This window comes from Furfurilactobacillus curtus (assembly GCF_045862785.1).
GTDB classification, from domain to species: Bacteria; Bacillota; Bacilli; order Lactobacillales; family Lactobacillaceae; genus Furfurilactobacillus; species Furfurilactobacillus curtus.
Genome location: NZ_BQXO01000002.1, coordinates 378,461 through 403,770, shown reverse-complemented (window position 1 = coordinate 403,770; position 25,310 = coordinate 378,461). Strand labels below are relative to the sequence as shown.

The window sequence follows — 25,310 nt, the reverse complement described above, 5'->3', positions numbered from 1 at the left end:
AACTTCAGTTTCCCAGTGAAGACGCGTATTCTTTAAACAGGATCAAAATCACTTGAGAGAGGTTTGTTATGTCACCGTTAGTGTCCATCATCGTACCAGTTTACAAAGCTGTCGATTATTTAGATCGCTGTATTGCCAGCCTCAGTCGGCAGACTTATCCAACCATCGAAATCATTTTAGTCGACGATGCTTCGCCTGATGAATCCGGCGCCTATTGTGATTTTTGGGCTAGTTTAGATGAGCGAATTCAGGTCCTCCACCAATCGACCAACCAAGGCGTGTCAGCCGCCCGAAACCGAGCTTTGACCGTCGCAGAAGGGACCTATGTCTGCTTCGTAGATAGTGATGATTGGTGTGAACCGGACTATATCGAACATTTCGTCAAAAACATGATCTCTCGACACGCTGATTTGGCCTGCTGCGGTTATTTTGCTGATGGCTTGTTAATCAAAGCCACCACCAACAAACCACTTTCGCGTCATTTAACCCAAGGTGAAATGTTACAAGATGTGATTAAACCGGGCGGCGATATTCGCGGGTTTCTGTGGAATAAATGTTACTCACGTGCCTTCATTGTTGAAAACCAACTGCAATTTGACACAAGCCTATCCGTCATGGAAGATCAATTATTTAACGTCAGTTTCATTCGTGATGCGCGTACATTTTGGTATGATGCTTATCAGACCTACCATTATGTCACCCACAGTGGCAGCGCCAGCCACAATCTCTCCGCGAAAACCTTTGCGGCTGAAATGAACGCACTAGATAAGATTAGTAACGTGATCCAAGAATCTGATTTGCAATTATCGTTACAAAAAGTCCTCGCCTCAAATCGAGCAACACTGAACGATTTATTTAAACAGGACCATTAATATGTCGAGCTCCACCAGCCTGATCCTTGCGCTTAAGCTGCCAGCAACCATCGGCAAAAAGCGCCAATCGTCGCTGACTAGTTAATGCTCAGGATCATCGGGCTGACTTTACTTCGAATATTGGCAATTAACTTCACTGCATTCTAGGAGGAAGTTAATTGTCTTTTTTTGTAGCCCTGACCTAGACTGAATTTATTCAAAGACCTCAGACAGGTCGGTAACAATGAATGATTTAATTGGAGGGATAGTTCATGTCAAGAAAAGACCGTAAACAAAAGATTAAGGATTTACTCACCTTAGAAAAAGTGGAAGGACCTGTTATTTCACTCTATTTGCCATTACATCCTCGCGAAGACAGTCCCGAACAGGATACGGTGACGCTTAATTCGCTCATTGATCAAGCTAAAACGGCCATTGAGCTAGAATATTCGAATAAATTATGGAATGCTTATCAGTTTCAACTGAATAAGCTATTTGCCAATGGCTTACCAACTTCGGAAACCTTGAGTCAAGGCTTGTTAGTTTATGTCACCACCGACAGTATTGAACAAATCGACTTAAATTTCGCGATTACTGCCGGTTTATACATCAACCCACAGCCATTGTTATGGCCAATTCTAATTAACAATCGGCCACAACCCGACTTTGACTTACTCCTGCTACAAAAGCACCAAGCACGTTTGGTACGCGTCACATATGCCAACCAAGTCACATTTGACACGATCCTCACGATTACTGCTAGCGCAGCGGAAAAGGCGGACCCAACCACGTTCTTTACCAGCGTTGATGAGCAAATTCTGACGCAGGCCACTAATCAAGATCAATTACCGCTAATCTTAATTGCTAATGAACAAGATCAAGGTGCTTTCCGTAAAGTTAGCAAGAATCGCGCGCTAAGTGCTTCAATTACCCAAACGATTGACCCTAATTTGCAAGCTGATCGCATGCAACTAGCACAATTAGCCCAGCAAGTTGCTGACAAATTAACGACTGCTGGTATCGCTGCCCTCCAGACCGAGATCACCAACGCACAAGGTGCTAAGAAGTTTATTCAAACACCGACTGAAATTGTTGATCAAATCAAGGTTAACGATGTTGCGACATTAGTCCTGACCTTAGACACTTTGACCGTCTTTGGTGATGCCAGCACCGTCAATGATTTGCTTAAACAAGCTGTTGTCGGTGATACTGAGATCTTCATTTTTACCGATCAAATGATGACACCAGTTGCACCATTGGCCATTTTACGCCACACAATCTAGCCATTTAGTTAAACGGTAAGCGCCATATCTACTTGGTGTCAGATTTAATCCTACGTTAAAAACCATTTCCAATCATGTTGCCGACTATTGCGCCGAACATGATTGGAAATGGTTTTTTGTCGAGCTTCGTTTATTTACTCTTTGTCCCTATTTGCCAGCTTGATCCCACCACAACTTAACGAGTGCTTGCGTGCCATCGTCACCTAAATGTTGATCATCCACTAACTGCTCGTAGAGCGCTTTGGCCACTTGGGTTGCAGGTAAATCAAGATGCATCTTTTCCGCTTCATTTAAAGCAATCCGCAAATCCTTTAAAAAGTGCTTAGCAAAAAATCCGGGAGTGTAATCATCCTTTAAAATCCGTGGCCCATACGTATCCATCGACCAATTATCAGCACCACCATGACTGAGTGTGGCTAAAACATCCGTCAAGGATAAACCAGCCGCTTTTGCATAAACCAACATTTCCGTCAAACCGGTCATCGTGCCGGCAATCATGATTTGATTGGCCATTTTTGCATGCTGCCCGGCACCGGCATCGCCGAAGCGATGAACCGATTGGCCCATCAGTTCAAATACCGGCATCACCTGCTCAAAAGTTGCTTGATCACCACCAACCATCACCGTTAATGTCGCTTTTTTTGCACCAATATCACCGCCTGAAACCGGTGCATCTAAGGCACCCACTTGGCGTGCTTTGGCAGCTGCCGCGATTCTAATGGCTAATGTTGGCGTACTCGTTGTCATATCGACCACGATTTGGCCAGGCCGGATTCCTTCGAAGATACCAGCTGCACCAAAATAAATCGCCTCAACATCTTGCGGATACCCCACCATGGAAAAGATGATTTCACTATTGGCGACCACGTCCAACGGTGTTTCAGCCCACAATGCTCCTTGATTAAGTAGGGACTGTGCTTTAGCCTTGGTTCGATTAAAGACCGTCAGTTGGTGTCCTGCCGCTAATACATGTTCAGCAATCGCTGACCCCATAACGCCTGTGCCAATAAACCCAATTTTCATCGTCAAACCTCGTCTTTCCATCTTAACTGATACCCTAGCTGCCCAAAATCAGTCACGATCTATTTCAATTTTCGCGGAATTAGGTTACGAACACCGCCTTCAGGCACACGCATGTCACCAAAATACCGTGGAATCAAGTGTACGTGTGCATGAAAAACTGTTTGACCTGCGTCTGCGCCTAGATTCATGCCGATGTTATAGGCATCTGGGTGATATTTCTCATCTAAAATGGCCTTCATCTGCATCACAAGATCATCGATCGCCACCTTTTCTTCTGGTAGCACGCCCCACCAATCGCTCACGTGGCGTTTAGGGACGATCAATGTATGACCTGGATTAACCGGATGAATATCCCAAAAGGCTTTTGCATAGTCATTTTCAATGATGAGCTCTGCCTTCTCACAAAATGGACAACCTGGTAAAGTCGTTATTTCGATTGCCATATCCTGACCTCCCTATTTATCACTTTGCGATGCTAATCGGCGTAACCGGCGTCGGTGATGATTACTAGTCATTAACCAACCCCAACCAAGGCCACTTACAGCAATAACCACATCAGCGATCAATTGGGTTTGTTGAATGCGATCAGCAAAATCATTCAGCTGATCGTTTTGAACCGATCGACTAAACGCGGTCAAAACCGGACCACTGATCATACTTGTCACAGCTGCTCCACTATCACCTTGCAAACCCACGGTGGCCATTTGCTGGTTAAGATTATCTTGAATGGCTCGTTGAACGGGTGGAACGTCGAAATTTAACACATTGCCTGCATAGATCTCTTTAACGCCCGTACTCAGCACCGTTCGAATCAATTGGTTAGAAATCAGACCAGTTGGCAAATGATGCGTAGTCATTTGCGTCTGCAACTGCTGTTGAACTTGGTTAATCACCAATGGATTTTGAACAGCTCGAACCATAAATGAACTGCTTAAGATCGTTAGCCGTGCGACTAAACTTACGATAAAAATCAAACCAACGAGGCCGCTCAATAGACGATGTGGTCGCTTGATCTTCGTCGTGACTGGCGGTTGAATTGTACTTTTCTTCAACTGTGGATGTCGTTGCATCCGACTCGTTATTGCTTGTGCTTCATTCAATTTCATATCGTTAGTTTAGCACAAAGCCATATGAAACCGTTGTTGTTCGAATTTAAGAATCCACTAAGCTCACTTTCCTTATTGTTGAGTTCGTTAATTATTATGAAAGCGATAAATAAGATTATTTTTTTCAAAAAAAGTTAAATTAGTTAATCCCCTGTCACTGTTCGTTTTCAGGAACATTTCATAGAGTTTGGTTATATGAAAATCAGAAATTCAATTGACACAAAATATAAAATAACTTATAGTGATCATCAGAAAGACATGCAAAAGCTGACAGTAATTAACGTCGACGCAGCGTCAAAATCACAATGATCCGCTGCGCAAGGAGGACTGCCGATATGCTACACATTTATACGATTGGTTCATCAACTTCATGCCGCCGTGCCATTAAATGGTTAACAGACAAAGCGGTTCCATTCATCGAACATCCAATTGATACAACTGAAAATAAAACAGTTAAATCACGAGAAAAATTAACGCCCATGACAATCCGCGAATTTTTGGCTGCTAGTGAAGCTGGTTGTGATGAATTATTAGCACCTCGATCAATGGCCATGGATCACTTAAGCCAACGTTTAGATTTAGCTAATCTATCCCTTAAACAGATGATCACAGTGATCGCCAATCATCCGAAAATGCTTCGCTGGCCAATCGCTTTTGATGATCAACGTCGAATTCTTCAAGTGGGCTTTAATGAAGATGAATTTGGCACATTTATTCCCCGTAAATTGCGCAAACAAGAGTTAACCAGCATCTTGGCTGCGCTTCATCAATAAACATCAACAACCTCACTCAATGATTTCCTTCAAATCACTGGGTGAGGTTGTTTAATTATCTGCACCGCATTGTTCGTTATCGTTGAATTGTAAATCTTTGCTAACATCCCTGAAAAAATGAATTCCAAGCTTCACATCTACCTATCGCAATGCTACGATACGCACAACTTGATGTTTATTTGATAGGAGATTTTTAGCAATGGATCTGACCTCTTGGGGACGTTTTTTTATTCATCACAAGCACAGTGAACCAGGCCACGTGGCAATTGAAATCGGTGTTGACGCACGCAAACCAACCTTAGTTAACGCTTTTTCACGATCTTTAAACGACGTTGATCACTTGGCCATCAATTATTCTGCCGCGACCATTGTCATTCAGTCAACTGACCGACCAGATCTGATCGTGCGTGAATACATGCTCCTCGATGAGGCCCAGTACTATGCTAAAGTCGATCAAACAATGGATACGCTAATCATTCGTGCCGGCGATCGCCCTGCCAAGGACAAACTACATATTCGAATCGAGATTGAAGTGCCCAGCACCTACCACCAGCGCTTAGAAATCAACTCGGTCAGCGGTACCATCAAATTGGTTGATTTACCACAATTGCGGCATTTAGCAATCACGTCCACCAGCGGTAGTATCGCACTTAGCCATTTAAAGACTCATAGTTTACTAATTGACTCAGTCAGTGGTGCGATCAATGGTGAACAGTTATCCGCAACTGATGCCACCATCAACGCTGTGACCGGAAACGTAGCGCTAGCCACTGCCTATGGTCGCTACAATGTTCATTGTGACGCAGGCGCATTACGCTTGATCGATGCACATGGCAGCGGTCGTTTCAATGTTACCAGTGGCTCTGCCAAGCTAGCCTTTACCACTGTCGACGGCAACATCACGGCCGAATCATCTGCCGGATCGGTACGGCTGCAAGTCCCACGAACTTTAAGTTACCGCTTTAATCTAGAAACCTCGATTGGCACATTAAAGACACCAGAAAATGCTCATTTTTCAAATAATGAACGTCGTTATCAAACTGGTGCCGTGGGTGATGCTAGTGATTTATTAATCAGTATGCTCACCGTGGTGGGATCACTAGTCTTAGAGACACACTAAATGATTTGACCGGTAATACGACAATATTAAATCTAATTAAAACAGTCCTTATCCCCCAGAACAAGCTTGGGGGATAAGGACTGTTTGTCGAGCTACACTAGCCTGTTGCCTGCGCCTAGCCCAGGCCGTCTAATTGGCAAAAAAACGCCAACCAGTCAGCCTCAGCTAGTGCTCGTCACCACCCGGCTTGTTTCACTCTGATTGTGTTTGTCGAGCTACACTAGCCTGTTGCCTGCGCCTAGCCCAGGCCGTCTAATTGGCAAAAAACGCCAACCAAATCAATCATTATGACTGAGACCGCTTAGCGTCAGTTTTTATGACCAATTGTTGATCCTGGTTGAAGAAACGGCGATACGCAATGTATGATGCACTGACCGATCCTAGACTTGTCGCCGATAACAACATAAATACGACCATAATTTGATATTTAATCGCATAGACTGGATCGACCCCCGCAAAAATCAATCCTGACATCATGCCTGGTAGACTCACGATCCCATAAGTTTTTGATGCATCAATCGTCGGTTGCATCCCTGTTCGAATACATTCGCGAACAATTGAAATTGCTGAATCGTGCGGCGTTGCGCCTAACGCAATTCGTTCCAATACCTGCTGTCGTTGATCACGAAATAGACTAAGCATATTACGATAACATAACCCAATTGCGACCATTGAATTGCTGGCGATCATCCCAGAAATTGGAATCATCTGTGAAGGAACAAATTTTATCGCACCAGATAAAACCAGCCCGCTTAAGGTCACACTAGTACTGATTAAAATGGACCAAAATGACGACCAAAAGATATGTGGAATACCTTGACCACGTTTACGGGCATTATAGGCCGCGTTAAAAATAATGACTAAAATCATGGCCAACGTCAGCAGAACATTATTCACCGCAAAAATATATTTGAGGACAAATCCCACAATCGTAAGCTGTACAATGGCGCGAATAACTCCAATAATCATGTCACGATTGACACCCAACTTCTGACGCCATCCGATAAATAACGCAACTAACACTAAGCCTGCCGCAAATGCCAGACTTAAATTGTTCACATTAACACTATTATGCATGGCTAGCCTCCTGAACGTGGTGTCCCTTTTCAATTCGATAAAGAACATCGGCTTGGGCAATTTCACTGTCATCATGCGTGACGGCAATCACGGTACCACCTTTTTGTTGAAAATGATCGATCAACTCATGGACAATTGATTTATTATCTGCATCTAAGCCGGTTGTGACTTCATCAAGTAACAAGACATCAGGCGGAAAGACGAGATTGCGAATTAATGCCACGCGCTGCCGCTCCCCGCCAGATAACTCGGTGATCTCATGATCTAAATAACTGGTGGGTAAATTAACCTGATCCAGTAAATCCAACTGACGTTTTGAATCGATTGTTTTACCTCGAATATCAAACGGAAAATTCAAATTGTCGGCGACAGTCGTTCCAAACAACGTGGGTTGTTGAAAGCAATAAGAAATTCGTCGTCGATAAACGGTTGGCTCATAAGAAAAGGCATCCTGGCCGTCAAAGGTCATCTTTCCACTAGTTGCGGTGATCATCCGGGCGATAAGTTGTAAGACAGTACTTTTCCCTGAACCAGAGGGCCCCACGATGGTCATACGTTGACCCTTAGCGATCCTCAGATCAATGTCACTCACAATCGTTTGCTGGTCAATTCGATAAGCAATCTTTTCTAACGTTAATAAATCTCCCATCAGCTGCTCCTTTAAATAAGAGTAATTCTATACTTAAATCATAACTTACTGAGTACAGAATGTCCGGTCATCGTGCCTAAGATCACCAAGATTTATATGATCAATTACGTTGGCGTTGACTGCCGTTCACTGGCTAAAAATGCTATGATTGTGAAGATTAATTTATCCCTGTTCCAAGCTATCCGGAGAAAAGAATGAACAATAATAGAATGACTAACTTCCGTCCAACATCACAGTCACCACATCGTCCAACCCCAGCAACCCCTGTGTCAGTGACGGTTGGGCAACGATTTCCACTCACCATCAAGCGTTTGGGCATTAACGGTGAAGGCATTGGATACTACAAGCATAAGATTACCTTTGTCCCAGGAGCACTCCCTGATGAAGTGGTTGTCGTCGAGGTAACCCAGGTTTCAAGCCATTTCTTAAAAGCCAAAGTTCGTCAAATTAGAACCTCAAGTCCCCATCGCGTAACCCCAGTCGATGAACTGGCAGGTGAAGTTGGTGGCTTTGAGCTTGAACATTTGTCCTATGATCAACAACTCGTCTTTAAACGTGACGTTATTGTCCAAGCCTTGGAAAAATATCGCCCTCGCGGTTGGAAAAATTATGAGCTGCGTCCAACGATTGGCATGAGCAATCCCTATCACTACCGCAACAAAGCGCAGTTCCAAGTACGAAAACCGGGGGACCATGTAGAGGCAGGCTTATACAAAGAGGGTACCCATGATTTAGTGGATTTACCTGAAGCTAGTACACAAAATAAGGCAACGTTGACTGTGATTCGTGGCCTCGTCACCATTCTAGAAGAGCTTGATTTACCTATTTATAATGAGGAACAAAGTTCGGGCATCATTAAAACCCTAATTGCTCGTTCTTCTCAGGCGACCGGCGAAGTCCAAGTAACGTTGGTCACAAACACACCTAAACTACCTAAAAAACGACAATTACTGGAATTAATTCATGATCGCTTGCCGCAAGTTGTTTCTGTCATGCAAAACATTAACCCGGGCAAAACATCTCTCGTTTGGGGTGATGAAACGCGTAAATTAGCTGGCCAAGACTACATCACTGAAACTTTGCTTGACAAACAATTTGAACTATCACCTCGAGCCTTCTTACAGTTGAACCCTGATCAAACCACGCGCTTATATCAAGAAGCCATTAAAGCACTTGATTTAACTCATGCACAGCGCTTGGTCGACGCTTACTCTGGGGTAGGCACAATTGGGTTAAGCTTAGCCGAACAGGTTGGCGAGATTCGCGGTATGGATACCGTTAGTGAGTCCGTCGACGACGCCAATCGCAACGCACAGTTAAATCATATTGAGAATGCAACCTACTTTACTGGAACTGCCGAAGACTTATTGCCGCAATGGGTTAGTCAAGGTTGGCGTCCTGACGCGCTGGTCGTGGATCCACCACGTGCCGGTCTGGCTGAGACAATGATTGACACCATCCTGCAAGTTCAACCCCCAAAATTTGTTTACATCTCATGCAATCCATCGACGCTAGCCAAAGATCTTGTTGCATTGGCGACCACCTATCAAGTCGACTACATTCAATCCATTGATATGTTTCCTCAAACAGCGCGTGTCGAAGCAGTCGTTAAATTGTCCCGGCGTTAATCGGGACTAACTATTTTTGAACTTACGCGAAGGAGTGTCCGATCATGTCTACATCGTTACTGCTTTCCTTAGCGGTTTTTGTCTATTTCATTTTTGATCAATTTGAATATAACACGGTCGGTCGCCTAAGCTATGTGATCATTCCAATCTTTTGTTTGATCAATTTTTTAACCACCTTCACATGGCGCCCACTCGCTTTCCTCAGTTTATTAGCTATTTTGATCGTCGGTGTTGGTCTTGGCTGGTACCAAGCTCGCTACGCCCAAATTAGGTTGGTGAATCAACCACGGGCTTATTTTAAAGACGACCAAGGGGTAGAACAGCCTATTTATCGAAAAGTGGTCAAAGTGCGTGGTGGCCAACACTATCTCATCGGCTGGCTGATTGCCTTATTGGTACAATTTGGTTTACAAATTCTCGCTAACCATCATCTACTGAGTGAACGCGAGATCTTTGCACAGGCCAAAGCAGAGATATTGGCAGATATCATGAGTGTCTTTCGCTTCGCTGGTCAAGGGCAAACGGCCTGGTATCTTTGGTCATTAACTGGCATTATCAGTGCTACCTATACATTCCGTTTAGCGAGCCGGTCACAAAATATTCGTCAGATTGTTCTGGGCCGTCATGAGGATGCCGGCCATATTGATCAATAATTTTTTCGTCGTTCAAGTATTTTTACGGAGATTAGTTTATGCAGCAACGTTCCCGGTGGCTACTACTGCTAGCCACCTCATCAGTGTCCTTTATGTCGACAATCGATGCTAGTATCGTCAATATCGCCATCCCCCATATTAGTCGGGACTTAAAGGTTCCTATGAATGAAGCTGAATGGGTCGTCTCAGTTTATTTAGTCCTCATCTGTACTTTACTGATTTTTTTCGGAAAGCTTTCCGATCAAATTGGCCGGATTCCCGTCTTTCAAGTGGGAACGCTCATTTTCTTAGTAGGTTCATTGGGCTGCGGATTAAGCCAAAGCTTACCGCTGCTGTTAGCCGCCCGAGCTGTCCAAGCGCTGGGATCTGCCATGGTGATGGCAACCAATTTTGGCATTATCACCCAGATTTTTTCAGTTGATCAACATGGTCGCGCATTGGGGATCAACAGCGCCTTTGTGCAAGTGGGTAATTTAGCCGGACCAGGTCTTGGTGGATTAATTATTTCATTGGTAAACTGGCACTGGATTTTCTTTGTTAATTTACCAATTGGTCTGATCGCCTTTTGGTTCGGCAATCGGATCTTTCCTAAGTCACCGTTGAAATTAGCACATGTCCACGTAGACTGGTGGGGGTATAGCACATTCGCGCCAATGATGATCACCTTTTTCGTCGCCATTTTCTGGGGTCAGGCCGTTGGCTTTCATCAAACTGGCGTCCTCTCACTGTTTATCGTTGCTGGCATCTTACTCGCTGCTTTTATTGGCATTGAACATCACGTGTCTGATCCTTTAATCGACTTAAAAATCTTTGCTAATCGAGGTTTCTCGTTGGGCATTATTTCGGCGATGTTAGTCTACATGGTTGGTTATTTCAACAATGTTCTGATGCCATTTTACTTACAAGAGACCCTTACTTTATCGGCAGCTAGTGCAGGTTTAATCCTAATGACAGTACCATTGTTAAACATCATTAGTGCCCCAACCGGTGGCATCATTGCTGATCATATTGGCGCCGAACGCGTCTCCTTTTACGCGTTATTTTTATTTATTATTCCGGGACTAATTTTCATCTTCGTCCAACCAAACTGGTCCATCGTTTGGTTAATTGTGGCGCTGGCCGGTTTCGGAATCGCTAACGGCGCCTTCCAAAACAATCCCATGATTATGGGAAATGCTGGCCCGCAATTTCAAGGGATTGCAGGTGCAATCGCCGCTCTTGGTCGCAATCTAGGGATGACCATTGGCCTATCTTTATCCACATCACTGCTCTACGTCGGCATCAGCCTTAAAGCTGGCTATCGATTAACCAGTTATCCACAACAACACCCGCAGTGGTTTGTCTTCGGTATGCATTTTAGCTACCTAATCGCCTTTTGCTTGATCCTGATTGCGCTGGGTCTTTTAGGTTGGCTACTAAACAGTCGTCGAGTAATATCAAATTCATTGAATCAGCAGCGTCAATCAAAAGACATTTAAAAGCGAACTCAGAGCGAAACAAGCCGGGGGGGTGATGTTGAGCACTAGCTGGGATTGACTGGTTGGCGCTTTTTGCCAATTAAGAAGGCCGGGCTAGGCACAGACATCAGGCTTGTGTAGCTCGACAAATCGAAAAAACCGAACCGCTAAATTTCTATAAATTAGAAATTAACGGTTCAGTTTTTGACTCGATCTTTTAATTCGGCGATCTCACAATCGCTATTTAACGTTGATATCTAACTGCATAGCTGTTTGCGGATCTGGATTCAGATGTTCAACATAAGTTAATTCTGCGCGGTCAAGCTCGTGAACAATTTCTGTTTCAACCGTTGCTAACGGCCGCTTGTCGTTTTTTAGCTGATTAATTAACAACGTGATCTTACCATCGTGAGGAGCAGAAATCGTATAAGCCACATCCTCGGTATTCAAAATTTCCGTAATTAACTTGCGTTCTTCCATCACCGTTGCCTCCCAAATTTAACCTAAGCTCATCATAGACTTCTTTATAAGACTTGTTAAGCCAGAAATAAAAGGTGATTAGCGCCAGGTGATGCCAGGGTACAACGGTTTTGACTCATTCTACCCGCGCTGGTCGAATGCGCTTGACATAATACCAAAGGGCGCCAATGATAAATAAACCAGCGAGGCCCACCGCGACGATTGTTGAAAACGTATCAACAACACCAGAGACCTGACTCCAAGCTCGACCAGCTAAACGACCGAGTCCGATTAAAACAATATTCCAAATCATCGTTCCTAAGGTTGTTAATAAAACAAATGGTTGCCATGGCATCTTGGTCATCCCGGCTGGAATTGAGATTAAACTTCGCACCACCGGAATGAAGCGACCAAAGAAGATTGTCTTGCGGCCGTGACGATTAAATAGTTGCTGCGCTTTTTCAATATCTGTCTGTTTTAAGCGTAAACTTCGACCTAGACGACTATTAATTAATCGTTCTAAGCGCGTTACATTTAGCCAGCGACCAATTCCATACAGCAATCCTGCACCGATAACTGCACCACTCGTGGCTGCGATAACGCTCCCCGTAATGGTGAGATCGGCGGCTAAGGTCATAAATCCAGCAAAGGTCAAAATAACTTCAGAGGGAATCGGCGGAAAGACGTTTTCCAAAGCAATCAATAAAACAATGCCGATATAACCAAATTGGTTCATAAAATCGATTAACTGTTGTTCCATTAGTGTCACCTTTCAATTGGATGGCAGATAGGGGCAACTGCTGTACCGAGGTTCTTCTCGGTAAATTCGTACCATCATTATTCCTGATTTGAACGTTCCCGTCGAGGATTTACTGCTAATCTGACAATTTCTTAATCATTTTCAGCTATACTGAAAAGAACACTGAAGGAAAAGAGGCTACTTGTGCAAAATCGTCAGGATACTGAACAACGTCTTTTATGGCTCGTAATTTCGATTCTTCTAAACGCAACTTTTAACGCGCTAACAATCACCACGAATATGGGTAGCGCCGTTTGGACCGCGTCGGCTGTCAACTTGGCTCATTGGGTAACCCATTCAACGAGTCCAGCTATCGCCAGCCAAGCCCTTGGACTCGTCCTAACCATCTATGGTATCCTCGTCGCATTTTTAGATCTTCTTTTGATTGGTCGTTTCGATTGGCAGCGACTCTTGCGAAATATTTTATTTGTCGTGCCCTTTAGTTACCTCATTCAATTCATCGTTCCCTTTTGGTCAAACATTGTGGGCATTAAATACTTACATGGGGATCTAAGCCATCCGGTTCAGTTAACCGTCTTGATTATTGTCAACATGATCGGTCTGTTTGGTGTCGGCGCCGCCGTTTCACTTTATCAGCGAGCCAACTTGATCATGCATCCGAATGATGATTTATCCTATATCATTCGTTTTCGCTACCTGCATGGATTGGCCACGGCGTCTCAAATGCTCAGTTATCTTCCGCCTGTCATCATTATGATCTGTTGCTTCTTCGCCAATCACCATACCTTATGGGCCGTTAATTTTGGCACTGTCTGGGCATTTTTAACGCAAGGTTGGGTTCAGGGTTGGTCAGACCGCCATTTTGTCAAACAACTCAAACATCATTTCACACACACGCCAGCTAATACCACGACGAAATGACTCCTCCAGCAATTAATTACGTTTACACCAAAAACCAGCATCCGCTATCAGATGCTGGTTTTATTCTGTCATGATTCATCAATTTCAATCTTACATTGCAACGCTAGCTTGTTAGGCATTAAACCCCCGCTAATTTGCGTCACTTTTCAAAACAGTTTAGACAAAGAGGAGCACACAAAGCACCGCGAGTAGTGCTGGTAAGCCCTGAACGACAAAGATCCGCCGACTGATCGTAACTGCACCGACGATCGCCGCCAACACAACGAACCCCATGAATAAAATTAAGACAGCTCGCATCTCTAATGTGGGTAACGCAAATAACGACCACAAAATGCCGACGCCAATAAAACCGTTGTATAGGCCTAAATTCTTGAACAATGCTTTAACCTGCAGCTGCTCCAAAAAGCTTTGGTCCCCACCGAACGTTTGTTGGGCAATTCGACCAGTTGACTGAAACATTTCTAACCACATAATGAACAGATGTTCCAGACCAACCACACCAACTAATCCGAGCGTAAATGCCAACACGACTTGTCACCTCATTTTTAGTATTGAATGCAGCCTACGCCATTTACGGCCTCCTGTCTACTGACTCACTAACACTATGCAGAGGGTGCATCAACTTTTAGTCAATTGGAAACGGAGACCCGTGCCAGAGTAAATCTTTCCAATATAGTTTACAGTCGCCAAAAATATGAGGCACCTTGTCAGTTCCGAAAATTTGTTGCTCAATGTCGGTCACGCGAGTAAACTATATTGGTCGCATTGTTCGGCCATGAGCACCTGTTGCTCATAAAATAACTCAAACAAAATTTCTCCGTCTAATATGGAGGTTTATTGATGTCTGACAAGATGAAACAAGCAGTTAAACATAGCAGCTGGCTGATGCTCGGGATAATTTTACTCGGGTCTAGTTTGCGGATGGTGATTACGGTCATTCCGCCAATTCTGGCGCCAATATCTCGGACCTTACATCTATCCAGCGGTGTTGCCGGCAGTTTAACCACCATCCCACTACTGTGTTTTGCGGTATTGTCGCCAATTGCACCTCGAATTTCGGCCAAGATCGGCACTGAATTTGCCTTACTAATCGCGCTAATCATTCTAGCAGTTGGCAACTGGATGCGGGTGTATTCTGCCACCGCCTTAATCATTGGTACACTACTCGTCGGCGTAGGCATTGCTTTTTTAAATGTTTTATTACCAGCTTTAGTGGCTGAAAACTATCCGCAAAAAATTGGCGAAATGACCAGCCTTTACTCATTTTCGATGACCTTTTTCTCGGCAATTTCAGCCGGAATTTCTGCTCCACTGGCCGGGAAAATTGGCTGGCAATTAACTATTCAAATTTTCACATTAGTTGCTTTAGTAAACATTGTCACTTGGCTGCCGAATTTACGCTATAACCATCGTGCTAACGCGACTACGGTATCAAAGACAACGACCTCGCGAGGCTCAGTTTGGCGCCAACCAACCGCTTGGGTCATGACACTCTTTATGGGGTTGCAGTCATTTGTGTTCTACACTTTAATCACCTGGTTACCAACCTTGATGGTCGACCGAGGTATATCTGCTAATACGGCCAGTCTACTGTTAGGGCTATATCAAATCGCCTCATTACCTGCCGCTTATGCTGTACCCGTCATTTCAGCAAAGGCTAGCAGCTTGCGTAACCTGTTACTCACGATCGGCTTTGGTTTCGTTTTGGGTATTGGCGGCCTGTTACTCCCCCTTCACGCTGTCTGGTACTTTGCAATTCTAAGTATTATCTTAGGATCGGCCACAACCGCCTCATTTGCTTTGGCCATGACGTTATTCAATCTTAAAACGCGCACGCCACAAGAGACAGCTGATCTGTCCGGAATGGCTCAATCTTTCGGTTATCTCATTGCGGCGATTGGCCCCATTGCTTTTGGCACATTGCATGTCTTACTTGGTGGCTGGAATTTATTAATGGGCGTTTTATTGATTATTGCCCTATTGACGATTGTGACGGCACTGTACGTCGATCATAAGCCTGACGTTTTCCATTAAAAATGCGCCATGTGAGCGCCTAAAACAGCCTCATTTTCCAATTTTCAGGAAAATGAGGCTGTTTTAGTGGGCTCTCGTAGTCGCGGACCATGATTTCAATCATTTTTTTCGAGAAAGCAAATTGAGTCCTTGAGTTAAACATGATACGCTCTTGTTATCACTTAACAAAGGAGTGCTCGCCATGCCAATCAAAATGATTGCTACTGATATTGACGGCACTTTTATTCGGACAGATCATCAATTTGACCACGACCGTTTCGCCCGAATTTTACGCCAACTCTCAGCCCGACACATCCATTTTGTAATTGCGAGCGGCAATCAGCTTCGGCACCTCACGGATATTTTTACTAATTTTGACGGGATCGATTTCTTAGCTGAAAATGGTGGCCTGGTGGTTAGTAATCAACAAACCCTATTCAGCGAGACGATTTCGCCAAGCCTATTGAACAAAAGTTTGTCCCTAATTCATCAATCACCCCTGCTGCAAGGTGGCGCTATCGTTATTTCTGGTCTCCATGGTGCCTATTTACAAAAGCCGGTAACTGATGAGCTACTGGCCTCGGCCAATTACTTTTACACGGATTTACAATTAGTCACCAACCTACTTGCAGTCCAAGATGACGTATTGAAATTAGACCTTGTTTGGCCTGATAATTTAGCCGATCAACGTGCCGCTTGGCTAAATCGCCAACTACCGACATCATTAACCGCAACTGCCAGTGGCTTTGGCGGCTTAGATATTATTCCCAGCCACGTTAACAAACAAGTCGGTTTAGCAGTGCTCGAACGTTATTGGCAAATTTCTCCAGATCAAGTTATGGCGTTTGGCGACAATGATAATGATATTGCCATGCTACGCCATGTCGGTCACAGTTATGCCATGCTAAATGCAGCGTCCAGAATTAAAGCTGCTGCCAATCAAGTGACTCAAAAGACCAATGACGATGATGGCGTGCTTGATACCATTGAAACCGTGTTAGATCTCCCATGTTAACCTCCATTAACCCTTCACGAATCAACCAAAAAGGAATTTTATGAAGACAGAAACCTCACACTATTTCGCGCTTTCAGAGTCCGATCAACATGCAATTGCTCAATTGAGCGATCACTATTGGCCCGGAATTGTTGATGATCCCAAACAAGTGCAACAACTTCGCTCATACTATGAGCAGATGTTGGTTTTGACGATGAAAGATGACGACGGTCAATTAGTCGGCTCCTTAAAAATCCCATCAACTAGTGTCGTGATTGCTGATCATCGCTATCAAATCAGTGGCTTATCAGAAGTGATGGTCGCACCAAAATATCGACGAAAGGGCTTCGGTATCTCCCTAATTATGACTGCTTTTGCCCTGATTCAACATGATGATGCCGATTTCTCCATTTTTACCTGTGCGCCCGATCTGGTTCCATTCTATGAACAAGGCGGTTGGACCAGTTCACCTCAAACGGTCTTGATTGGTGGAACCACTGCCGACCCGATCGCCAGTGACAAGATTGGCACTGTCGCAATGCTCAGTCTCTTCACCCCCAGTGCTTTAGATCACCAAGCCGCCATCGCTGGCGCTACAATTGCCCTTGAGGTGGGCGAGCGCATTATGTGGTAAGACTTAGCGTTGATGACCACGACGATGACGCGAATAACGACCTTCTTCTCGGTCTTGCTGACGTTTGGTCAATTCAACCTAATCTAATTGCCGTTTTGCTGAGTGTCAATTTAATTTTGCTCCTTTGCCTAACACTTATTTTGTCATTAGCCCATTATAGATAAGAGGTACGCTTATAATAGGCTAAAATTTCTATTTGATCCAAAAATACTCAACTAAGTTTAGTTCTGATGATACGTGTACACGTATTCGTCAGAACTTTTTTATTAGGCAAAAAGCAATGATGTCACAGTGGGACTTCAAGATCCGGCATCGGCGGCAAAGAAACAAGTACACCTGAGATAAGCATCAGTCAATCATGGCTATAAATGATCAGCAAACTAACGATCCCGATCCTGGTTCAAGCGTCGCCGCATGTCTGAACCGTCATGAAATTTGGCAAGCTTGCGCGCCGAAATCCTGACAGACTTACCCGTTGTCGTGTTAATCAGCCGTGCTTGACTGGTTCGCGGTGTAAAGGTACCGAACCGGCGCAACTCAACGCGATGATTCCGCGCCAATTCCTCAATAATTACTGCCATGAATTCATTGATCACGCACCGTGCCACCGCCTGTGATACATAAGTATGTTGTGAGACATGTTTGATTAGTTCATTCTTAGTTACGCGTTTAATTATCATTACCTCCCTCACAAATGAGCCAAATATTTCTCATGTCGCCTTACACCATGACGTGGAAAGAAGAAGTTTCAAAGTTTTTTAGTTTTGGACAGCGTTGTTTTAAAATTAATTTATATAATTATCTCAATAAAATTAGCCTTACCTCAAAAATAATATACAATCTTTTAAATTTTGTGTAGATTTCTCCTAAAAAAGTTGTATGATGTGACAGTACCGAGAAAACAAAGGGGAGGTATTCTTTTGGATACAATCGAGAAAAAGCCAAAAAAAGAACGGCTCATTCATTATGCGAACGGGCCGTCCTTAGAAGAAATTAATGGAACTGTGAAAGTTCCACAGGGCAAGGGATTTTGGAAAACCTTGCTCGCCTACTCTGGACCTGGCGCGTTAGTCGCCGTTGGTTACATGGATCCCGGTAACTGGTCAACTTCCATCACTGGCGGTCAAAACTTTCAATACTTGCTAATGTCCATCATCTTGATATCAAGTTTAATCGCCATGCTTTTACAATCCATGGCGGCTAAACTGGGTATTGTGACGCAAATGGATTTAGCGCAAGCAATTCGGGCCCGAACCAGTAAAGCTTTGGGGATTGTGCTGTGGATTCTAACAGAATTTGCCATTATGGCGACTGATATCGCCGAAGTTATTGGGGCAGCGATCGCCCTTTATCTGCTATTCAAGATCCCGCTTGTCATCGCCGTCTTTATTACTGTATTTGATGTCTTGCTATTATTACTTTTAACCAAAATTGGTTTTCGTAAAATTGAAGCCATCGTCGTTGCCTTAATTGTTGTCATCTTCGTGGTCTTTGCTTACGAAGTTGCTCTATCAGACCCTAATTGGAGTCAAGTCATCGTTGGCTTAGTGCCAAATGCCAAAACCATTGCAACCTCACCGACTGTTGGCGGAATGACCCCACTGACCGGTTCCTTAGGTATCATCGGTGCGACAGTCATGCCACATAATTTATACCTGCACTCTGCTATTTCGCAGACACGTCAATTAGACCACAATGATGAAAAACAAGTAGCTCAAACAGTACGGTTCTCCATGTGGGATTCTAATATTCAATTAACAGTCGCTTTCTTCGTTAATGCGTTGTTGTTGATCATGGGGGTCGCTGTTTTCAAAAGCGGCGCTGTTAAGGATCCATCTTTCTTCGGTCTACATCAAGCTTTATCCGACACATCGACCATGAGTAACGGTGTTTTAGCTGGTGTGGCTCGGACAGGTATCTTGTCCACCTTATTTGCGATTGCCCTACTTGCTTCTGGTCAAAACTCCACGATTACTGGCACCTTAACTGGCCAAGTTATCATGGAAGGTTTCATCCACATGCAAATGCCACTGTGGCTACGTCGACTCATCACCCGGTTGCTTTCAGTTATTCCTGTCTTAATTTGTGTTGGTTTAACAAGTGGTCAAAGCCTAGTTCACCAACACGAGGCACTCAATGATTTAATGAATAATTCACAAGTATTTCTAGCTTTTGCTCTGCCATTCTCTATGTTGCCATTGTTGATGTTTACTGATAGCAAAACGGAAATGGGAAAACGGTTCACGAACCACTGGTATACCAAGGCCGCTGGCTGGATTTCGGTGTTAGCACTGACTGGACTCAACATCATGAACTTACCAGCACAGATTGAAGGTTTCTTCGGTAATGGCGCTTCTAAGAGCGAGCTTGCTTTAGCAGATGGTATTGCCGATGTTGCCATTGTTGCGATCTTAGCTTTACTCGCATGGATGATCATCGACTTATATCGTGGTAACAAAGCGTACGCAAAACATTTAGCCACGGTTGCAAAAGAATCAGCTGACACAACGCCGGAAATTGAGATGCATAAGTAGGAGGAAATGAATATGTCCGAATCAGAATCAATTGATAAAGTTTTCAAACGAATTCTTGTCGGAGTTGATGATTCAGCCGATGCTCAACTGGCCTTTCATTATGCGGTTCGTCGCGCTGCTAAAGATCAAGCCACGTTAATTTTAACCTCGATACTCGAAAGTGATGAAATGAATGTTTATCAGGCCTTGACCAAAGATTATATTCATGGTGAACGTGCAGAACTAGTTGAGCATATGAAAGATTATGTCAAAGCTGCTCGCGAAGGTGGCGTAGCAGATATCGAAGTAATCGTCGACGAAGGAGATCCCGGTGAAACGATTGTCGAAAATGTTATTCCGCAGGCTGATGCTGATTTACTAATCATTGGTTCGTTATCCAAAAAAGGAATCCGAAAATATTTTGGTTCACAAGCCGCTTACATGGCCAAATATGCGCCTATTTCTGTCATGATTATTCGTTAAAATCACCATCAAGATAGCGACTAAAAACTCACAGCAAAGCCAACTTTGATCCTAATCATAGCTGACCGTAATTGCCCAATTGATAACAATCGGCTAAGCATCAAGATCAGGTTGGCCTAGCAAGTTAAAAAAAGACAAAAAATACCCCGAACAAAATTCAGGGTATTTTTTGTCTTTTTTTAACTTGCTAGGTTACTCATATGTTTCCAGCCTGTTTCAATGGTTTCAATAGCACAAATCCGATGATCATAATTGGAATAAAGATCAGTAAATCGACGATAATTTCTGCTGTTAATGTTTGCCCTGTCACGACCGTTGCCAACGCATCTTTCCCCTGATAAGTCAGCATAAAGCTTTGTACATCAAAAACGGCATGGATGACAATCGTCCACCATAAAGTGCCAGTACGCAACGTCACCGCACAAAAGTACACTCCCAGACAAAAAGCATAACCAATTTGTAAGGTCGTGTTGATGGGCGTCTGTCCTAGGTGGTCAAAAAAGTGCCCAGCGTGACTTAACGCGAAGAGTAAGCTGCTCACACCAACCGCTAATCTGACTCGTTTCAGGCCAAAACTGCGTAACAGGATTTTCAGAATCAGACCACGAAACATTGTCTCTTCAAAAAAACCGACTAAAGCTGCGACCACGATGGCATAAACCAGGGCCGCACTATTTTGATTAATCCACTGATAAGCGATAAAGGTCCCGCCATTAATGACAACGATGAGCATTCCCACCCAGATCACCGACCAGAACTGAATCCCAGTCTGTAAGCGATAGTTTAGCGATTCTCTTAGCCACCAGTGATTTACCGCTAACATTACTAGAATCATGACCACTTCAACACTGAAAGTCATGATATTCAATGGGATCAACGGTTTAAAAATCGTTCTTAGCACCCACAGCAGCAACATCATTCCCCCCGTTAAGCCAATGGCGATGCTAAGTGCCGCAAGAGAGGATCTTTTTTTAGTGAGTGACTTCATGGAAGTTTTACCAAGCATTTTTGATTCACAACTCCTTCTTGACAAGTCTACAATACAGCCAGCAAATAAAAGGGAGGTAGTTTTGATGCAATCACAATCAACTCCCACAGCCACCAACAACTGGTGGGTGCTCGTCGCATTGGGGATCTTTGCTTTCATGTCCAATTTAGACGCCAGCATCGTCAATATCGCCATGCCAGTTATGAGCAAACAATTACAAATTCCCGTCAACCAAGTCGAATGGATTGTCTCCCTTTATCTTATTTTGATGTGTGCGTTACTGCTTTTTTTCGGACGCCTTGGTGATATGTACGGTAAGATCCGTATTTTTCGAATTGGAACCGGTGTATTCGTCTTAGGCTCTGCTCTCGCTGGCCTAAGTCATGCTTTCACATTACTCTTGTTGGCCCGGGCAGTACAGGCATTTGGCGGTGCGCTCACTTTGTCTAATACTTACGGGATCGTGACTAGTACCTTCGACATCGCACATCGCTGCCGAGCAATGGGTTTTGTTGGCACCTTTGTCGCATTGGGTTCGGTTGCCGGTCCTGCTCTGGGTGGATTAATTCTCGCTAATGGTACCTGGAACGATATTTTCTGGATTAATGTTCCGATCGGTCTATTTGCAATCGGGGTGGGGATGCTAGTCTTACCCAAAAACGAGCCACGGCCTGGCGGGGCCATTGACTGGATCGGTTTATTGAGCTGGACGATGACAATCCTCGGCTTATTCGGGGCAGTTTTCATTGGTCAACAAGCAGGTTATACCGCACCGCTACCCATTAGCGGCGCTTTAATCGGCTTTTTCAGCTTGCTGATTTTCTTATGGCAGGAAAATCGTAGTGGCTCACCCATGATGCCATTAACCATCTTTAAAAATCGTCCGTTTACACTGGGAGTGACGGCGGCTGTCTTTATCTTTTTGTCAAACTTCTTCAGCGTTGTGTTGATGCCATTTTACTTAGAAGACAGTCGACACTTTACGCCTGGTCAAGCTGGTCTGTTATTAATGATCTTCCCGATCATCTTAGTCTTAGCTGGGCCGTTCGGTGGATTTTTGGCGGATAAGCTTTCCCAAGCAAGTGTTGCTAGTACCGGATTAGCATTAATCGCCCTATCTCAACTCGGTTATGTGTGGTTTTTAAATGCCACAACCACCATTTGGCTTTATGCCCTGATCACTATGATCATGGCAATTGGCACTGGCTTGTTTCAATCACCAAATGGCGACATTGTCATGTCCGTAGTCGCCAAAAATGAATTGGGTGTTGCTGGCAGCGTTAATTCATTGGCACGAAACTTAGGAATGGTCGCTGGCACCGCCGCTGCAACCACGACCTTATTTGCGGCTATGAGTCATCGCTTGGGCTATCGGGTAACCACTTATTTGCCTAAACACCCAGACGTTTTCTTGTATGGTCTCAAAGTTGCTTTCATCGTCTCATTTATCATGATTGTGCTAGCACTCTTAACTTCCCTGCGGCTAGGAAAAATTATGAAAGGCCGGCAGTTGAGCTAGTCAGCGCTTCGTTCAATCGCCACACGTAAAATTGTTTTTCGCTTCGCTTCCGCCACTCTGCGAAAGTCAGATAAATAAATTTCCTTGTGGTCTGGACGCATTCGTTGATAGCCTTCTGCGTGTAAATAATAATCCAAGCGTTCAAAATCTGTCGGCTCCGTATCAAATGAACCGACATGCAAAATCATTCCCACTAATCCCTCCGTAACGGAGACTAAACGCACTTGTGCAAGTACTTCAGGAGCAACTTTATTTTTAACTAAAGTCAGCGCTGTTTGAAAGACTTGTTCATTCACAAAATGTGGTTGTTTAATCATAATTTGGTAAACCAACTGATCTTTATCTATGATTTCCCCCGTCGGTTTATTCGGTAATGTCCATCGTCCCTCTAAGGGATAAACGGTATAATCAAAAGCTCCGGTAAATGATAATCCTTTTTTAGGTGCCATCTTGATCGCGTAACTGACCGCATAGAGTGCCGCAACTTGCGCGGCAAACTCGGGACTGTTGGGGTTGCCTTGGCCGCTTAAAGTGATAAACGTTTGTTCAGGAATCGTTGTAATCGTTGGTCGTTTCATCGTTGGATAAATTTTCCGCTCGACTTTACGCCATTCATATTTTGGATCGGCCATTTTAAAAACCTCTCATTATCTTTTTAAGACTAGGTTCATTATACTGAGATTGAACTTAAATCTGTCATAAGGAGCCAAACAAATATGAAAATTGGTGTAATTGGCGCGACTGGTAAAGCTGGGGCTTTAATCATGGCTGAAGCGCAAAGCCGCGGCATTGACGTCGAGGCCATCGTTCGCGATCATCATCGCTTAAGTACCCCTGTCCCTTATTTAGAAAAGGACGTAATGTCATTGATAACAGATGACATCGAAGACCTTGACGTCCTCGTCAGTGCCTACGGTGCTCCACGAGGTGAGGGATACCGTTATCCCTTGGTGACACAACATTTAATTGATATTACTAAACAAACTGGCATTCGGTTAATGGTTATCGGTGGTGCTGGTAGTCTATTCACGAACCAACATCGTACCAACCGGCTCTTTGACGAGCCCGGCTTTCCGGAAGCTTTTAAGGACACTTCGACCAATATGGGTGAAGCACTCAAACGGTTACAGGCCAGTGATGGCGTCGATTGGACTTACATTTCTCCAGCAGAAAATTTCGTCTTCAACGCGCCCAAGACAGGCAAATATCAATTAGGGGCTGATTTCCTAAGCTTCAACGCTGATGGGCGCAGTGAAATTAGTTATGCAGATTATGCTATTGCCTTTGTCGACGAAATTCAAAATCACCAGCACCGTAATGAACATATTTCCGTTGTTTCTGTGTAACCGTTGATTGATAATCTTAGTTCGCAAATCAATGGAAATATAGTAGCCAATCGGCAAATACTGGATCAAAAAGCAAAAATCACCCGTCTCCAATTCAGAGAATGGGTGATTTTTAATTGGGACCTTTTTACCACTTTGTTATTGATCCGTACTATACTTCAATTCACGCCAGGTATAATCGACGCAATTCAGCTATCTTTTCATCAGATAACTGCAAATTGTCAGACAAATAATGTGGCAAATCGCCAGCCTGTGTCTTGACTTCATCCATCGCCGCGGTGAAATAATCTTCATGCACCGTCCACAAAGCACGAATATTGTCTTTCACTGCCGCCGATGCGCCTTCCCCATCCAAACGATCCATATTTGCATCAAGTACAGCTTTAGAAACTTCATTGGTTAACAAGTAGTCCTGTAAAACGGTCGTTTGTGGAACACCTAAAGCCGCCAAGAACATGATCGCACCAAGTCCCGTCCGATCCTTCCCCGCTGTGCAATGAAACAATAGTGTCCCTTTTTGATTGGCAATTAAATAATCAAAGAAATTACGATAAGCTTGTTGCGAAAAATCATCGGCAATCATTTCATGATAGGTTTGAATCATTTGTCGGTGCCCATAGCCAGGTTCTGATAAGTCCTCGCGAAGTTCTTCGCGGGTGGCAGAACTTCGTGTATCATCAATGGCTAAAATTGGATTGTGATAATCTTTGGCACCACCAGGAACCCGATCTGGTGCCCGCAACAGTTCTTGATTTGTGCGGAAATCAAGAATGGTATGCACACCGTACGCCGACAGTGTGGCTAAATCTGCACGATTCAGTTGATTCAAGGCAGCTGAACGCACAGTCCGTTGCCACTTAGTTGTGTGACCATCAGTTGTTTGGTACCCGCCTAGATCACGAAAGTTATATCCATGTTTAATGTCTAATAGTCGTTCGATCGTTAACGCCCCCCTGTATTCGTTATACTTGTCATTTAGTATAACGTTTTCATGGCTTCGACGAAAGAGCCAGAGCGTGAGCCAAACCGGTTTGAGGCCGAGCAACAACGGACAATCACA

Annotated in this window: 27 protein-coding genes; 15 read left to right on the top strand and 12 right to left on the bottom strand. The window is 44.1% G+C overall.

The features are described from left to right. Positions 1-68 precede the first annotated feature (68 nt). Positions 69-872 carry a glycosyltransferase family 2 protein gene (locus ACKTR2_RS04930; protein WP_407883098.1) on the top strand — a complete coding sequence of 268 codons (804 nt, stop codon included), beginning with the start codon at positions 69-71 and terminating at the stop codon, positions 870-872. Positions 873-1,123: 251 nt separating this feature from the next. Further along, positions 1,124-2,134: a baeRF3 domain-containing protein gene (locus tag ACKTR2_RS04925; protein ID WP_407883096.1), complete on the top strand. Its 1,011-nt coding sequence runs from the start codon at positions 1,124-1,126 to the stop codon at positions 2,132-2,134. 147 nt (positions 2,135-2,281) lie between these two features. On the opposite strand, the gene ACKTR2_RS04920 is transcribed toward ACKTR2_RS04925, so the two are convergent. Genes ACKTR2_RS04920 through ACKTR2_RS04910 form a run of 3 tightly spaced genes read right to left on the bottom strand, consistent with a single transcriptional unit; the run spans position 2,282 to position 4,263 of the window. Continuing rightward, entirely contained in the window at positions 2,282-3,157 is an 876-nt protein-coding gene (locus ACKTR2_RS04920; protein WP_407883095.1) for an NAD(P)-dependent oxidoreductase, read from the bottom strand. Positions 3,158-3,216: 59 nt separating this feature from the next. Next, positions 3,217-3,600: an HIT family protein gene (locus ACKTR2_RS04915; protein WP_407883093.1), complete on the bottom strand. Its 384-nt coding sequence runs from the start codon at positions 3,598-3,600 to the stop codon at positions 3,217-3,219. Between the two features lie 12 nt (positions 3,601-3,612). Continuing rightward, positions 3,613-4,263 (bottom strand): hypothetical protein, encoded by a 651-nt coding sequence (locus tag ACKTR2_RS04910; RefSeq protein WP_407883091.1) that lies wholly within the window; start codon positions 4,261-4,263, stop codon positions 3,613-3,615. A 335-nt stretch (positions 4,264-4,598) separates the two neighbouring features. Here ACKTR2_RS04910 and ACKTR2_RS04905 point away from each other — a divergent pair, with 335 nt between their 5' ends. Beyond that, the gene (locus ACKTR2_RS04905) at positions 4,599-5,036 is read left to right on the top strand and encodes an ArsC/Spx/MgsR family protein (protein ID WP_407883089.1); all 438 of its coding nucleotides are present in this window, start codon (positions 4,599-4,601) and stop codon (positions 5,034-5,036) included. A 199-nt stretch (positions 5,037-5,235) separates the two neighbouring features. After that, complete coding sequence (locus ACKTR2_RS04900; protein WP_407883087.1) at positions 5,236-6,156, top strand: DUF4097 family beta strand repeat-containing protein; 921 nt, start codon at positions 5,236-5,238, stop codon at positions 6,154-6,156. Between the two features lie 285 nt (positions 6,157-6,441). Here ACKTR2_RS04900 and ACKTR2_RS04895 read toward each other — a convergent pair whose 3' ends face one another. Then, entirely contained in the window at positions 6,442-7,233 is a 792-nt protein-coding gene (locus tag ACKTR2_RS04895; protein WP_407883085.1) for an ABC transporter permease, read from the bottom strand. After that, complete coding sequence (locus ACKTR2_RS04890; RefSeq protein WP_407883083.1) at positions 7,226-7,882, bottom strand: ABC transporter ATP-binding protein; 657 nt, start codon at positions 7,880-7,882, stop codon at positions 7,226-7,228. Before ACKTR2_RS04890 ends, ACKTR2_RS04895 begins: the two co-directional genes overlap by 8 nt. 194 nt (positions 7,883-8,076) lie before the next feature. On the opposite strand from ACKTR2_RS04890, the gene rlmD reads away from it, so the two are divergent. Genes rlmD through ACKTR2_RS04875 form a run of 3 tightly spaced genes read left to right on the top strand, consistent with a single transcriptional unit; the run spans position 8,077 to position 11,641 of the window. After that, positions 8,077-9,510, top strand: coding sequence for a 23S rRNA (uracil(1939)-C(5))-methyltransferase RlmD (gene rlmD / locus ACKTR2_RS04885; RefSeq protein WP_407883081.1), 1,434 nt, complete (start codon positions 8,077-8,079; stop codon positions 9,508-9,510). Positions 9,511-9,554: 44 nt separating this feature from the next. Continuing rightward, the gene (locus tag ACKTR2_RS04880; protein WP_407883079.1) at positions 9,555-10,163 is read left to right on the top strand and encodes a hypothetical protein; all 609 of its coding nucleotides are present in this window, start codon (positions 9,555-9,557) and stop codon (positions 10,161-10,163) included. A 38-nt stretch (positions 10,164-10,201) separates the two neighbouring features. Continuing rightward, on the top strand, positions 10,202-11,641 hold the full coding sequence (locus tag ACKTR2_RS04875) for an MFS transporter (protein ID WP_407883077.1): 1,440 nt from the start codon (positions 10,202-10,204) through the stop codon (positions 11,639-11,641). Positions 11,642-11,860: 219 nt separating this feature from the next. Here ACKTR2_RS04875 and ACKTR2_RS04870 read toward each other — a convergent pair whose 3' ends face one another. Next, positions 11,861-12,100 (bottom strand): hypothetical protein, encoded by a 240-nt coding sequence (locus ACKTR2_RS04870; protein ID WP_407883075.1) that lies wholly within the window; start codon positions 12,098-12,100, stop codon positions 11,861-11,863. A 115-nt stretch (positions 12,101-12,215) separates the two neighbouring features. After that, entirely contained in the window at positions 12,216-12,839 is a 624-nt protein-coding gene (locus ACKTR2_RS04865) for a DedA family protein (RefSeq protein WP_407883073.1), read from the bottom strand. Positions 12,840-13,022: 183 nt separating this feature from the next. Here ACKTR2_RS04865 and ACKTR2_RS04860 point away from each other — a divergent pair, with 183 nt between their 5' ends. Further along, positions 13,023-13,760 carry a hypothetical protein gene (locus ACKTR2_RS04860; protein ID WP_407883071.1) on the top strand — a complete coding sequence of 246 codons (738 nt, stop codon included), beginning with the start codon at positions 13,023-13,025 and terminating at the stop codon, positions 13,758-13,760. 156 nt (positions 13,761-13,916) lie between these two features. On the opposite strand, the gene ACKTR2_RS04855 is transcribed toward ACKTR2_RS04860, so the two are convergent. After that, the gene (locus ACKTR2_RS04855; RefSeq protein WP_407883069.1) at positions 13,917-14,288 is read right to left on the bottom strand and encodes a DUF1304 domain-containing protein; all 372 of its coding nucleotides are present in this window, start codon (positions 14,286-14,288) and stop codon (positions 13,917-13,919) included. A gap of 312 nt (positions 14,289-14,600) precedes the next feature. Between ACKTR2_RS04855 and ACKTR2_RS04850 the strand changes: the two genes are divergently transcribed. The 3 genes from ACKTR2_RS04850 (at position 14,601) to ACKTR2_RS04840 (ending at position 17,401) form a co-directional block, all read left to right on the top strand. Beyond that, positions 14,601-15,794, top strand: a complete 1,194-nt coding sequence (locus ACKTR2_RS04850) for a CynX/NimT family MFS transporter (RefSeq protein ID WP_407883067.1) — start codon at positions 14,601-14,603, stop codon at positions 15,792-15,794. A gap of 181 nt (positions 15,795-15,975) precedes the next feature. After that, positions 15,976-16,788: a Cof-type HAD-IIB family hydrolase gene (locus ACKTR2_RS04845; protein WP_407883065.1), complete on the top strand. Its 813-nt coding sequence runs from the start codon at positions 15,976-15,978 to the stop codon at positions 16,786-16,788. A gap of 40 nt (positions 16,789-16,828) precedes the next feature. After that, positions 16,829-17,401, top strand: coding sequence for a GNAT family N-acetyltransferase (locus ACKTR2_RS04840; protein WP_407883063.1), 573 nt, complete (start codon positions 16,829-16,831; stop codon positions 17,399-17,401). A 380-nt stretch (positions 17,402-17,781) separates the two neighbouring features. On the opposite strand, the gene ACKTR2_RS04835 is transcribed toward ACKTR2_RS04840, so the two are convergent. Continuing rightward, positions 17,782-18,081, bottom strand: coding sequence for an HU family DNA-binding protein (locus ACKTR2_RS04835; RefSeq protein ID WP_407883061.1), 300 nt, complete (start codon positions 18,079-18,081; stop codon positions 17,782-17,784). A 240-nt stretch (positions 18,082-18,321) separates the two neighbouring features. Between ACKTR2_RS04835 and ACKTR2_RS04830 the strand changes: the two genes are divergently transcribed. Next, entirely contained in the window at positions 18,322-19,935 is a 1,614-nt protein-coding gene (locus tag ACKTR2_RS04830) for an Nramp family divalent metal transporter (RefSeq protein ID WP_407883060.1), read from the top strand. A 12-nt stretch (positions 19,936-19,947) separates the two neighbouring features. Beyond that, on the top strand, positions 19,948-20,397 hold the full coding sequence (locus tag ACKTR2_RS04825) for a universal stress protein (RefSeq protein WP_407883058.1): 450 nt from the start codon (positions 19,948-19,950) through the stop codon (positions 20,395-20,397). Between the two features lie 196 nt (positions 20,398-20,593). Here ACKTR2_RS04825 and ACKTR2_RS04820 read toward each other — a convergent pair whose 3' ends face one another. After that, positions 20,594-21,403 (bottom strand): CPBP family intramembrane glutamic endopeptidase, encoded by an 810-nt coding sequence (locus ACKTR2_RS04820; protein WP_407883056.1) that lies wholly within the window; start codon positions 21,401-21,403, stop codon positions 20,594-20,596. A gap of 67 nt (positions 21,404-21,470) precedes the next feature. On the opposite strand from ACKTR2_RS04820, the gene ACKTR2_RS04815 reads away from it, so the two are divergent. Continuing rightward, positions 21,471-22,904: an MFS transporter gene (locus ACKTR2_RS04815; RefSeq protein WP_407883054.1), complete on the top strand. Its 1,434-nt coding sequence runs from the start codon at positions 21,471-21,473 to the stop codon at positions 22,902-22,904. Here ACKTR2_RS04815 and ACKTR2_RS04810 read toward each other — a convergent pair. Then, positions 22,901-23,536, bottom strand: a complete 636-nt coding sequence (locus ACKTR2_RS04810) for a GyrI-like domain-containing protein (RefSeq protein WP_407883052.1) — start codon at positions 23,534-23,536, stop codon at positions 22,901-22,903. The genes ACKTR2_RS04815 and ACKTR2_RS04810 overlap by 4 nt on opposite strands. Positions 23,537-23,620: 84 nt before the next feature. Between ACKTR2_RS04810 and ACKTR2_RS04805 the strand changes: the two genes are divergently transcribed. Next, positions 23,621-24,250 carry an NAD(P)-dependent oxidoreductase gene (locus tag ACKTR2_RS04805; RefSeq protein ID WP_407883050.1) on the top strand — a complete coding sequence of 210 codons (630 nt, stop codon included), beginning with the start codon at positions 23,621-23,623 and terminating at the stop codon, positions 24,248-24,250. A gap of 163 nt (positions 24,251-24,413) precedes the next feature. On the opposite strand, the gene ACKTR2_RS04800 is transcribed toward ACKTR2_RS04805, so the two are convergent. Further along, positions 24,414-25,295, bottom strand: coding sequence for a tyrosine-protein phosphatase (locus tag ACKTR2_RS04800; RefSeq protein WP_407883048.1), 882 nt, complete (start codon positions 25,293-25,295; stop codon positions 24,414-24,416). Positions 25,296-25,310 lie beyond the last annotated feature (15 nt).